10 protein-coding genes are annotated in these 12,439 nt (G+C 58.4%); 5 read left to right on the top strand and 5 right to left on the bottom strand.

The features are described from left to right. Positions 1–52 precede the first annotated feature (52 nt). From AADH44_RS03725 to AADH44_RS03715, 3 genes are read left to right on the top strand one after another with little or no spacing between them, the layout of a single operon-like run. Positions 53–1,237, top strand: a complete 1,185-nt coding sequence (locus AADH44_RS03725) for an acyl-CoA dehydrogenase family protein (RefSeq protein WP_341954159.1) — start codon at positions 53–55, stop codon at positions 1,235–1,237. 9 nt (positions 1,238–1,246) lie between these two features. Then, entirely contained in the window at positions 1,247–2,575 is a 1,329-nt protein-coding gene (locus AADH44_RS03720; RefSeq protein WP_341954158.1) for an O-antigen ligase family protein, read from the top strand. Continuing rightward, positions 2,572–3,873 (top strand): O-antigen ligase family protein, encoded by a 1,302-nt coding sequence (locus AADH44_RS03715; RefSeq protein WP_341954157.1) that lies wholly within the window; start codon positions 2,572–2,574, stop codon positions 3,871–3,873. Before AADH44_RS03720 ends, AADH44_RS03715 begins: the two co-directional genes overlap by 4 nt. A 6-nt stretch (positions 3,874–3,879) precedes the next feature. Here AADH44_RS03715 and galE read toward each other — a convergent pair whose 3' ends face one another. The 5 genes from galE to AADH44_RS03690 all read right to left on the bottom strand — a co-directional run bounded on the left by galE (position 3,880) and on the right by AADH44_RS03690 (position 10,498). Then, positions 3,880–4,881, bottom strand: a complete 1,002-nt coding sequence (gene galE / locus AADH44_RS03710) for a UDP-glucose 4-epimerase GalE (RefSeq protein WP_341954156.1) — start codon at positions 4,879–4,881, stop codon at positions 3,880–3,882. 74 nt (positions 4,882–4,955) lie between these two features. Continuing rightward, on the bottom strand, positions 4,956–6,641 hold the full coding sequence (locus AADH44_RS03705) for a cell wall-binding repeat-containing protein (RefSeq protein ID WP_341954155.1): 1,686 nt from the start codon (positions 6,639–6,641) through the stop codon (positions 4,956–4,958). 177 nt (positions 6,642–6,818) lie between these two features. Next, complete coding sequence (locus AADH44_RS03700) at positions 6,819–8,063, bottom strand: hypothetical protein (protein WP_341954154.1); 1,245 nt, start codon at positions 8,061–8,063, stop codon at positions 6,819–6,821. A 51-nt stretch (positions 8,064–8,114) separates the two neighbouring features. Beyond that, complete coding sequence (locus tag AADH44_RS03695; protein WP_341954153.1) at positions 8,115–9,344, bottom strand: hypothetical protein; 1,230 nt, start codon at positions 9,342–9,344, stop codon at positions 8,115–8,117. Further along, entirely contained in the window at positions 9,341–10,498 is a 1,158-nt protein-coding gene (locus tag AADH44_RS03690) for a hypothetical protein (RefSeq protein ID WP_341954152.1), read from the bottom strand. The genes AADH44_RS03695 and AADH44_RS03690 overlap by 4 nt, the downstream gene beginning before the upstream one ends. A 32-nt stretch (positions 10,499–10,530) precedes the next feature. On the opposite strand from AADH44_RS03690, the gene AADH44_RS03685 reads away from it, so the two are divergent. After that, positions 10,531–11,922, top strand: coding sequence for a glycosyltransferase (locus AADH44_RS03685; RefSeq protein ID WP_341954151.1), 1,392 nt, complete (start codon positions 10,531–10,533; stop codon positions 11,920–11,922). Continuing rightward, positions 11,919–12,425, top strand: a complete 507-nt coding sequence (locus AADH44_RS03680; RefSeq protein ID WP_341954150.1) for a hypothetical protein — start codon at positions 11,919–11,921, stop codon at positions 12,423–12,425. The genes AADH44_RS03685 and AADH44_RS03680 overlap by 4 nt, the downstream gene beginning before the upstream one ends. Positions 12,426–12,439: the final 14 nt, after the last annotated feature.

The following is a 12,439-nucleotide window of genomic DNA, read 5'->3' as shown; positions in this document are numbered from 1 at the left end:
GCACGCACGCTTTAAGCTCGCAATGATTTCGACAAGTAATGGAGCAACGACTATGTCATTTGAGACCCTCAGCAGCGACTTCTATGGCTACGAGAACGCCCTCACGGATCAAGAAAAAGAAACGATCGTGAAGTTGCGTGCCTTCCTCGATAAAGAAGTTCGCCCGATCGCCAACGATCTGTGGGCCAAAGCCGAGTTTTTCAACCGCGATGTTGTCGTCAAGGGTCTCGCTGACCTCGGACTCTTCGGACTCCCCTGGGCCGAGACCCAAGAGTATAAGAACTCTGCCGTCTTCCGTGGCTGGGTTGCGCTTGAGCTTGCTCGCGTTGACGCCAGCGTCGCAACCCTCGTTGGCATGCAAAACGGTCTCGTGATGGGCTCGATCGGCGTTGCGGGTTCACAAGAGCAGCGCGATGAGTGGCTGCCCAAATTTGCTTCGGGGGAACTGCTCGGTGCCTTCGGTCTGACAGAACCGCTCTCGGGCTCCGACACCGCTCAGGGCCTGCAGACCGTCGCCAAGCGCGATGGCGACAATTGGATCATCAACGGTGAGAAGCGTTGGATCGGTAACGGTTCCATCAGCGACGTCACCATCATTTGGGCGCGTGACGAAGCCGACAACCAGGTGAAGGGTTTCATCGTTCCCACCAGCACCCCCGGCTATTCAGCAACGCGGATCGAAAACAAACAAGCGCTGCGCATCGTGCAGAATGCCGATATCGTTCTGGAGAACGTCGTCGTACCGGAAACCAACCGCCTGCAGAAGTCGCAGTCGTTCCGCGACACCGCCGCTGTACTGCGACTCACCCGCGCCGAAGTCGCGTGGGCCGCGGTCGGAAACTCTATCGGCGCCTACGAAGCTGCTGTCAAATACACGGGCGAGCGCATCCAATTCGGCAAGACCATCAGCAGCCACCAGCTCGTTCAAGAACACCTCGCCAAGAGCCTCGGCAACATCACCGCATCGATCGGCATGGTGACTCGGGTCTCCGAAATGCTCGATGAGGGCACCCAAAAGGATGAACACGCAGCGCTCGCCAAAGAATACGCGTCCAGCCGCATGCGCGAGACCGTGGCCTGGTGCCGTGAAGTGCTCGGCGGCAACGGCATCGTGCTCGACTACGGCGTGATGCGACACTTTGCCGATGCTGAGGCGATCTACTCGTATGAGGGAACACGCGAAATGAACACCCTCATCGTGGGTCGCGCAATCACAGGCAAGGCAGCATTCGTCTAATCTTGCGTAATGCGACTGATTGAGCACCCGAGGACGCGCGCCTGGTTTCTCGTTCTCTCGCTACTGATTCTGTTTGGTGGAGATGCCTGGCGGTATTCGATTGGTTGGGTCGGCTGGGGCGTTGTTGCCGCTGCTCTCGCGGCAGCATCCTCGGTAATTCTTGTTCAGTCTCGACAGCGCTGGAGCATCGGCGGGCTACCGTACCCGTTCGTGGTGTTCATGGTGCTGGCGACGGTGTCCCTGGCGTGGTCACAGTATCCAACCGCAAGCGCACTGGGGCTGCTGACCACTTGGTTGACCGTGCTCGGCGCGCTCGCTCTCGCCATTAGCTTCACGTGGCAGGAGTTGTTCAACGGGCTTGCGCGAGTGTTACGCATCCTCCTTGCCGCCTCGCTACTCTTCGAACTCATCGTTGCCACCATTGTTCGCGGCCCGATTCTGCCGTGGACAGCCCAGCCTGAAGTTGCCGTGCCCGGCTACGACACCATCCCCAAGATGCTCTATTGGTCGCGCAACGAACTATTCGAGACCTTCGACGACGGACGCATTCAAGGCATCGTCGGCAACGCAAACCACCTCGGATTTCTCGCACTGCTTGCCCTGATCGCCTTCTCCATCCAGTGGGCGACAGGCAGTGTTAGCCGGAGGTGGTCGATTACATGGATCGCGCTGGCTGCATTGACGCTGTTCTTCACGCGTTCCGCGACGGTGACGGTGGCGCTCGCGGCTGTCGCTCTCACTGCGGTGGGATTACTCGTCATCCGAAGCCGTCGCACAGATGCTGCACGCCGTTGGAGTGCCGCGGGCTTTGTGGCTCTGGCCGCTGCCGGTATCGCTATTAGCTTTGCACTGCGCAGCACCATTTTTGAGTTGCTCGGCAAGAGCAGTGATCTCACGGGACGCGGGGATATTTGGCATACGGTCATCGAGCTTGCCCAGCAGAGACCGACGTTCGGGTGGGGGTGGATCAGTTTCTGGATGCCTTGGGCCGAGCCATTCAAGGGACTCGTTATCCGTAACGGTGTTGTGCAGGTTCAGGCACACGACACCTGGCTCGATCTCTGGCTACAACTGGGCATCGTCGGGGTTGTGGTGTTTGGCGCGCTCGTGGCCTCTACTCTGGTGCGAGCATGGCTGGCTGCCGCAGATCGCCCGCGCTCAGCGCCCGGTGTGACAGATGCGTACTCGCCGCTGACGTTTTTGCCGATCTTGGTTATGGTGGCACTGATTGTGCAGAGCATCCCCGAAAGCCGGCTGCTCGGTGAGTACGCACTCGCGATGCTGGTCATTATTGCTGTTAAGACGAAACGGCCGGACTGGATGGTGCGCACCCCATGATTCAGCCTCCACCCCGCTTCCGTGTCGTGATCGACACGGGTGCCACAATTCTCGGTTCCGCGCGGGTATCTTCGGTGCTGTCGACGGTGACGATCGCGACTGCGCTTTGTGCGTTCGCTCTCCGCCACACAATCGGTGCTCCTGGCCTACTGGCAATTCTGATTGCGCTCGTCGTACTGGTTTCCGCATCGCTTGCTGCCCAGTGGGGCAACATTGGGTGGCGTGCTCTCGTGCCTATCTCGCTGATGGCATTCACCCTGTGGGCGTGGCTCACAATCTTCTGGAGCCAGTACCAGTGGGCTTCGCTCGCAGCGCTGAGCTACCTGCTCGTTTTCACCGTGCTGGGGATCTATATCGCGCTCGTTCGCGACACCATCCAAATTGTTCGAGCGTTTGGCGACGTCATGCGATTTGTGCTGGTGGTGTCGATCGGCCTCGAGATTCTCACGGGGCTCGTCTTCGACACCTCGCTCAAGGCCCTCTCAATTGCAGGAAACTTCGGCACTACCGACCCCATTCAAGGCCTTTTCGGGGCCCGCAATCAACTAGGTATCGTCGCGGTGATTGCACTCATCACTTTTGCTACCGAGCTCCGCACCAAGTCTCTTCAGCGGGGCTACGCAATCGGGTCGCTCGTGCTCGCTGGCGTTGTGCTGGTTCTCTCGCAGTCTCCACTCGCATTCGGTACTGCGCTTGTGGTTCTCGCTGCGAGCGCAGCGCTCTATGCCTTGCGGCGCGTTCCGTCAGGTCGGCGCCGGTATTGGCAGGTCGTGCTCATTGGGTTCGTTGCCGCGGTGGGGGTTATCTCTTGGTTTTCGCGTGCGGCAGTCGTGGCGTCGTTTGATGCAAGCGGTGATTTGGCCTACCGGCTTCGCGTGTGGCGCCAACTCTGGTCGTTGGGTGAAACTCACCGCCTTGAGGGCTGGGGTTGGATCGGCCCGTGGAATGCGGATCTTGCGCCGTTTACCGCGTTCGGCAACTTTGGTGGTCGGGTTCCCGATTCTGCACACAACGCGTATCTCGACGTCTGGTTTCAGCTGGGTCTCGTCGGTTTCCTAATTTTTGTTGGCCTTCTCGGGCTGGCATTTGTGCGCTCGTGGCTGCTGGCATCGCGCAGGCGCAGCATCGTGTTTGCGTGGCCCGCCCTAGTGTTGCTCGTTCTCGTCGTGAGCGCCTGGGGTGAGAGCTCACTATTGATCGAGTTCGGATGGCTGACCTTCGTGGTGTGCTGCGTGAAGGCTGCGCGGGAGCTCAGCTGGAGAAATGCCTTAGACACCAATCCTCAGTCGTCCGGATAGCTCGAGTTACTCCGACCGCAGTTCGTCTCTCCACGACCGCACGGAGAGCGATTCGAAGTGCTGCCGTGACACCCAGGCGGACTCCACAATGTCGCTCACGGTGTAGCGAGCGCTCCAGCCGGTTAATTCCAGGATGCTGTCCACAACGCCGACAATTGCAGCGGGGTCTCCCGCGCGGCGATCAAGAACTGCAGCAGTAAGGTTGCTGCCAGAAACCTGGAGGATCGCATCCACCATCTGACGCACCGACGTTCCCACACCGGTGCCGATATTGAGCACGGTATTGCCCGGCTGCTCCGGAAGCGCATTGAGCACTGCCAAGTGCGCTTCTGCTACATCGCTAACGTGCACGTAATCGCGCACGCAGGTGCCATCGACGGTGTCGTAATCATCTCCGTAGATCAACGGCGGCATGTTGGCTGCGATCTGTTTGAAACAGATTGGGATGAGGTTGAGCGCTTGAGTGTCACCGAGTTCTGGGCTGCCTGCCCCGCCAACGTTGAAATACCGGAGGCTTGCGGCTCGGAGCGGCCACGCGAGTGATGACGCGCTGATGAGCTGCTCGCCCACAAGTTTGGTGGCGCCATAGGGGTTGATCGGGTGGGTGGGTGCGTCCTCGGCGATTGCCCCTGAGGCTTCGCCGTAGACGGCGGCCGACGAAGAAAACACGAGCTTATGGACCGCGGCAGCTTCCATCGCCAGCAGCAGTTGGGCAACACTGCCCACGTTCTGCTCGTAGTACCAAGCTGGCTTTTGTCCAGACTCGGCCACCTGTTTTTGAGCCGCAAAGTGGATAACCGCGTCGATGCGGTGCTCGCGCAGAAGACTTTCGAGCTGTGCAGCTGAGCCATTCGCAATATTGAAAGACACCACGGGAAGCTCGGGGATGCGTTCGCGAGAACCCGTAACCAGGTCGTCGACAACGAGAACGTAGTCGCCTCGTTCTGCCAAGAGTCGGGAGGTGTGTGCTCCGATGTAGCCCGCACCGCCGGTAACCAAAACTCTCATGCGATCAGTCTACGAGCGCAACCGCGTCACCCCGTTACCTTGCGATAACCGGGCGACGCATTCAGCTCGTGTGCCTACGTGCAGTTCCGATAGTGAACAACGTCTGACGTGAGCACTCCGGTGCCACCAAGGACTACGACTTTCGTCGCCCCGAGATCTATGACCGCTTGAAGTACTGCTTTAGGAACGCACGAGGAATTGACAATATATAGGGGAGATCCTGTCGCTCCAGCGACTGCAGCGCCCGAGAGAGCATCTGGGAAGTTCTTGCCTGTTGCGAAATAGACCGTATCTGCTCCATCGAAGCTTGCATTGTTGATCGCCACAGACGTGTCAATGCGATTGGCTCCTCCATAGCGAGCTACGTTTGCGGCGCCGAGAACAGCCACGAGCTGGCTCTCGATGCCGGCAGAAACAGCGCCAGTACCGCCTGCGATCGAGACCTTCGTCACTCCTAGGTTTGTTAGGAGATCGAGGGTGTCGGCATCAACCGAGGTGGCGCCACCCTTAACAAGGATCATCGGTCCACCGGCTGTCGCCGCCGCGGAGCTTGCCGACAAAGCGTCAGGGAACGTGCTGCCAGTCGCGATGAAGGCGGACGTCGTCGTGCCCGCTGGGAACGACGCTGCAGCTACCAATCGTGACGTCTCATAGCGATCCGCTCCAAAGACGCGGGAAACTGAAGCCGCCAGCGTCCCAAGAACGCTCACAACGTCATCCGAAACGATCGCGGGCCCACCGAGCACGATTATCTCCTGCGGGGCCAGCCGCTGCAGCTGAGTCTTGACGCTCGCCGGCACTGAATTTGACCCGACGAGCAAAAGCGGAGCGCCGGCAGCCCCCGCGGCGCCTGAAGCACTCAGCGCATCGGCAAACCCTGCACCTGTCGCAACGTATACCCGCTCGACTCCAGTCGTGAGGTAGCTCTTCTTGACCAACATTGCTGATGTTTCGTATCGATTCGCCCCACCGATGCGTTCGACAGGCGCAGTCGGCTTGATGTCCGTGGGGTTGCCGAACCAAGAGTAGTAGTAGTACCAGAAGTTGCGGTTGCCGTAGGATGAACAGCTATTGCCGAGCCCACCGAGGTTAGCCAAAGCGGCCGCATTGGGAACGTACGGAGTGTAGTTGTAGAGCGCCGCAGTCGCGTAGTTCGTGACTTTGATTGTCTTGCTTCCACACGCCACGTTGTTGGGAAAATATGCAATCGTATGAGTACCCGGTTGCTTGGCGAAGTTAGCCGCTTTGTAGGCTTTGAATTGCCGTGTTCCCGTGAAAACCTGGTACCCGAAGCCCTCATAGGCGCCCGAGCACCCCGCTGGGGTGTCGGGGCAGCCGTAACCGAGAGCGAAGTTAATATTGTGGTAGCTGGGACTGAAGTTGGTGATCAGGCCCTGTTCCTTCTGAAGCGTAACCAAAATCACTTTGGCGCTGATACCGCACGCAACTTGAGCTCGGTAGATCATCGTCGAGGCGAGCAACTTAGTGCCGCCCAAGATCTGCTCGCAGATCAAATTTCCCGTGGTTTGTGAGACCTCTTTTGGTCGAGTGGCGACGTTCTGGCGCAAGCTTTTGAGGATGCCGGTTTTAGAATTGAGGAATGACTGAATCTGAGCTTCGGTCATTGCGTTGCCGTTGTAGAACTCAGCGTCGCTGATGATGGTTCCTGGATCAAACTCGCTTCCAGAGATGGCGGCGGCTGGTTGCGGCGGAGTCTGCGCGACCATGCCCACCGCGAGAACAGCGGACGCTAGCCCCATACCGAGAACACGCAGAGCCCTCTGCCTAATGCCAATTTTCGCAACCAATTTACGCCCCCCTCGGACACTACAATCCCGTTAAGAGTAAGCGAATAGTGCAATCCGCGATACAGGAGACAACTTTTCGGCGAAGCACTCACTGGAACAAACGGCTCGGCTAAGAGACAAGGCGAGAACCTACCTAAGGAATGTGGCGAGTACCTCCGAGCTGAGACGGCCATCGTGCAACTCTCGCGCAAACGCTGGACCTGCACTCGCAAAAGTAGAATAACGCTGACGATCAGCCGCGATTTCTCTCAGCGTCTGCTCAAGCGTGTCCGGTGTTGCTTCAACTATCGGAACCTCTTTCGAAGAACTCTCTCGCACGTGATCCCGTACCTGATCATGCAAGTGAGAGATAACTAGGCGTCCCGCAGCCATCGCCTCAATCGCTGCGGTTCCGTAATTTCCGATTCGAAATTGATCAATTACGATGTCCGAGTTGCCGTACACCTCCGGCATCTCGGCCGCCGGAACGCCCCGAACTACACGGTAGTCAATAAGGCCCTCATCGTGAAGCCGCCGCATATTCTCGTCAATGAGGTGTGTTCCCTTAACGATGTCCTTTGAGGGGGCATGAACCACCCGAAGCCTAGGCTGCTGCAGTGCCAAGTCGTCACGCGACCACTTTTCGATGTCTATGACAATGGGAAGCCACTGGGCCTGCGGCCAATCAAGAAGGAGTTCTGGAGTCGAGACGAACACGGGCACTCCAGTTGCCCCGAGCACACGGCGTGTGAGCAACGCCTTGCTCTCAAACTCGGGAATCAAGGGCCAACTGGAATCGTTAAACGGCGACCACCGGTCGATCTTTTGGTGTCTACTCGGCAGTCGCAGTTCTGTGCCGTGACACACTGCGGCGACTGTCAAGCCACGCGCTTGCAAAGCACGAATCTCAGATTCGGTGTCTGAGTCGAAGAGGGTACCGAAGAGTGCGCGGTTTGCTTCCACAATGACGTGTGAAAAATTTTGGCACACAGTCTCAAATTGTCGCTCCTGCCAGGCGTGCGAAAACCGTGTGACGTTGACTGGTACCGAGTTGTCAACTGGATAGCCAAAGTCGCCCAGCTTTACATAATGCATGCTTACCGCAGAGACATCGGGAAGCCGCTCTGCGGCCCGAGCCCAACGAAAACCTTGACCAGCAAAGTTGACTGGCGCGATGTACAAGCGGACTTCTGTGTCGCGCACTTGAGGCGCGGCCGGAACATCAGACAGTCGATATCGATACCGTTTCGCACGGAGTACGGCGCTCAGCTGTTCCGGCAGCCGCGCGAGCACCGCGGCAACGGCCCTTTTCACGGAGTGCAGCACACGAGTTCCCTTCGCCATCTCAACGACGTTCTCACCGCTGCCCGGCACACTAGGCTCGCGCGACTTCATTGCGGCCCAGACTACTCGTGAGCCTCGCACCCGCAACAGATTCCCGCCGCGCTAACATTCGAGAAACTTCGATAAGACTGCGGCACTCAACTTCCCGTCATGGACACTCCGCACGAACTCAGGTCCACGCGAAGCGTGCTCAAGCATTCGCTGACGATCGTTCAGTAGAGCACGCATCTCCTGTTCGATTGTGTCAGGCGACAGGTCAATGATCGGCAATGTGAGCCCGGTCGCTTCTGAAACGAAGTCTCGAACTTGATCAGAAACGAACGAGACAACAGTGCGACCAGCAGCCATCGCCTCACATGCTGCAACCCCGTAGATACCCAAACTGAATTGGTCGAGAACGATATCGACTGAGGTATATACCGCTGGCATCTCGCCTGTCGGGACGTTCTCGACACGAACGTAACGAATCAGGCCCTCATCTTCTAGCTTCTTCATCACCGGGTCGACAAGATCCGAACCCTTGACCGCGGCCTTACTCGGCGCATGCGCCACAACCGGAACGCCGCCGTGCGAGAACACAGGGGGCCCCAGCTCCCAGATCGACGGGTCAACAACAACAGGCAGCCAGTGGCCTTGAGGCACGTCGAGGGTAAGGTCGGGAGTCGAAAAAAAGATCGGCAGAGCGGAGTTAGCCAACCGCGACTGAAGTTCACCGGCACGTTGCTCTAAAGCCGGTGTCAACGACCATCGTTCGCCATGGAACGGAGACCACTGCATCCGTTCCGCGTGGCGACTCGGCAACCGGATGTCGCTTCCATGAAAAAGCAATCCAACAGTAAGACCTGCAGCCACAAGTTCGTCGATGTCTGCCTCAGCAGTGCGTAACTGCGCATCGCCAAACAGCGGCCGATCTGACTCGACGAGCACATGAGTGAATCGACTCGTCACTGCTTCACGTTGCGCCTCGTGCCAGCGTCTTGACCATCGATACACGCCGAGCGGAACCGGCTCGCCGCAGCCGAATCCAAAGTCTTGGGGGCCCACGACCGCCATATTCGTTGCGGTTGCGCCAGAGAAATACCTATTCACTGCTTGCGCCCAAGCCCAACCTTGCCCTGCTGAGTTTGCCGGCGCGATCATTAATCGTGACCGTGAATGAGAGCTGAGGTTTTCGGGCACCGGAACTAACGAGGAGTCGTACCACTGCGAAGACGGTAAAACGCGCAGTTGAACTTGAGTCGGCAACGACAGAATGAGGCCAATGATAAGGCGCTTCACGCCGTTCTTGATTCGGACAACCACTCGAAGCATCCAGTGCTTGACCGCGCTCATTCGGACGCCGCGTTTGCCAGGGTCGCGCCCCGAACAATGGAGCGCATTACTTCGCCATCACGTTCGAAACTAAGCTCTCGCGACGCCGCGTCAACGCGCAACTTTGTGCGAGCGATCGCAGCGGGGGTGAGTGACCGAATCGAGGCTACGCACTCGGTAACGCTGAAGCCATCGCTGACGACTCCGAGCTGCTTGCTCTCGACGAGCTGCTGCATCTCGATGCTCGGCCCGACCGCAATCGCAAGCCGCGCTTGTACATAATCAAAGAACTTATTCGGGAGGGTATACCGCGCATTAGTGTGCGTTGGCGGTATCCAAAATACGCCAATGTCGAACTGATTAAGCACCCCGGGCAGCTCAGCCGGAGTTACAGGAGGGTTAAATCGGATTGAGCCTAATTCGCCAGCTCGCGCCTTCAACTTTCGAAGATAGGCGCCCCCATCACCACCTTCGACAAGAAAAAGATCCAGCGAATAGCCCTCGCCCAACTCTCGGGTGGCATCGATCATCGCTTCAAGATTGCGGCCATGTATAGCGGCACCACTATGCACCATTCTTATTGTTGACGGGTCCGCAGTAGACGGCTCTAATTGGCGCCAATGTGTTGAGTTGCGCACGACGGTCGGCCTAACTCCGTAGCCGCGCTCGTAGAGCCCAGCGATTGAGTCACACACCGTTGATGACGCAGCGGATCGGGAAAGGTATCTCGCGCAAATATGTCGCATCAATGGCGCCACCAATAGTCGCCAAGAAAGCACGTGAGTGCGCTCCTCGGGTGCCCACTCATGGAGATCTGACCACACCGGGGCCCCGTGAGCCAGCGCATGAGCGGCCGGAATCGCGCGCGCATCGTTCGCAACTACTAGGTCAAATCGTTCACCGTCGAGCGCTGTGAGCGCAAACTGCACCGCAGGCGCGGCGAGTTCGGCGCGCGACCACTGACGAAGAGCTAACAGCGCTACGCCACCCAGCGTTTGCGGCAGCGATGGGAGATTCGACGGCACCTCGACGTGCGCCGCAGCGTGCGCCGGTCGCGAACCATAGCCAACCGTTGTGACGTGACCAAATTCCGCGAGAATTCCCAACTGTCGAAGGACACGCGCGTCGCGTTCAATTGGAGAAAACGAAATGCAGAGAATCCGGAGCGGCGCCATAGTTCAATAGTAGGGTTCATGAGTGCCTGCCCATGATCCGCAGCACACTGCAGCAGCAGTTGCTCGCAGACTTTACAGACCGGAATTCACTGAGTACTCCAATGCGTAAACCTCACCTGCTCTACGTCGCCTGGGGCTATCCCCCCGCTCGCGGCGCAGGAATGTACCGAGCATTGGCTAGCGCAAATGCCTATGCTGAAGCAGGATGGCGCGTTACTGTGCTTACCGCCACTCGGGAAACGTTCGCCTCGCTCACCGGCACGGACGAACTCGCTGAACAGCAGATTCAGTCCTCGATCACGGTTGTGAGAGTTCCCTTCGACCTCTCACGAGGAGAGACCAATCTGTCGCAGTGGACACGCCTTCGCGTCGCGTCGCCCCTGCTGTGGAGCTTTCTCAAGTCGCTGGGCGAAAGCTCTGCATTTCCGGAGCCGCGATACGGTGCCTGGCGTCGCCCGTTGGTTGCCGCCGCTCGCGAGGTTCACCGCAACACACCAGTCGACCTCGTCATTGGCACGGCAAACCCGAACATCGACTTCCTGCCCGGCTACTACCTCAATAAGAGCCACGGCATCCCCTATGTAATGGACTACCGCGACACATGGCATCTCGACATGTATCGCGGCTCGCGCATCGGATCGCGATCGTCCCGGTCAGCTCGCTGGGAGAAAAGGCTGCTCAAGAGCGCGAGCGAAGTCTGGTTCGTCAACAAGCCCATTCTCCAGTGGCACGCCCGGGAGTTCCCCACTGACGCACCCAAGTTCCATGTTGTCACCAACGGTTTTGATCCAGAATTCCTGCAGGGACAAGTCGATCGCGTGTCTTCGCGGGACGGCCTCATATTCGGGTACCTCGGCACGATTTATGGCCCGATGCCTGTTCACGAAACCCTCGAAGGATGGCGGCAAGCGCGCAAGCACTCCCCTGTCTTGGCAAATGCAGTTTTCGAAATCCATGGTCGTCTTGGACACTACTCAGCGCCCAACGCCCAGATGCTTGAACTCATCGAGAGCTACGCCGTCGATGGCGTGCGCTACATGGGAATCGTCAGCAAGACACAAGTCGCCGAGGTCTATTCCCGTTTCGATGCGCTGCTTCTCGTCCTTGGGCAGAGCGAATATATTTCAAGCGGGAAAGTCTACGAGTATGCGGGAACTGGACTCCCCATTGCCTCGCTGCATCACCCGGAGACAGCCTCTACAACAGTCCTGCAGGACTATCCACGATGGGTCGCCGCGGCGGAGGTTTCCGCAGAAAGTTTCGCGGAGTCGATCGTTGCATTAGGCATGATGGCACTCGACTCAGACGCAGACGCGCAGGCTCAGGCACGAAAGTCAGCGGCTCGCTTCGAGCGACTGAGACAACTCGAACCACGGATATCAGAATGGACTCGTCAGACAATGTCAGAGAGCGGCCGTCAATGACAACTCTGAATGCTCTCCTCTTAGTGGCCAATGATGCTGAGGCAGTTGAGCGACTCGAGTCACAGTTCGCAACCGCGGGCCTTGCCGAAGTAATCGCCGCTGCCGCCGAATGCGACGTCGTGCTCACAATCGCGACGCTCGACCCCGTGAAGCACGCCGAGAAAACTTACGCCCGCAACGCAATTATCCACTCCCTGCTAGCAAATCCTGCGCCTCTCGTCGACCGACTTCTGTTGGCGGTGGGTGCGCAGAAATTGCGCCCCACACTAGCAAAGTCCCCAGTCGGTCGACTGATCAATTCCCTCAGTGCAACGGACCCCTCCCGCACTTTTGCACGGGCCTACAGCAGAAAACCGGCAAAATTAGCCGGGCATTTCGACCTAGTGATTGCCTCCGACACTGCTGCGATCAGAACAGCATGGCTACTGAACAGACGCCACAGGGCCACGGCAGCGTTCTTCGGGGAAGCGGCAGCCATTGCCACCCTCCGCGAGAGCAACTAGACGCTACTACGCGC

Origin of the sequence: Salinibacterium sp. TMP30 (genome assembly GCF_038397785.1) — a bacterium.
Lineage (GTDB): Bacteria > Actinomycetota > Actinomycetes > Actinomycetales > Microbacteriaceae > Rhodoglobus.
The sequence above is the reverse complement of the archived record's forward strand: the minus strand, read 5'-3'. Positions and strand labels throughout refer to the sequence as shown.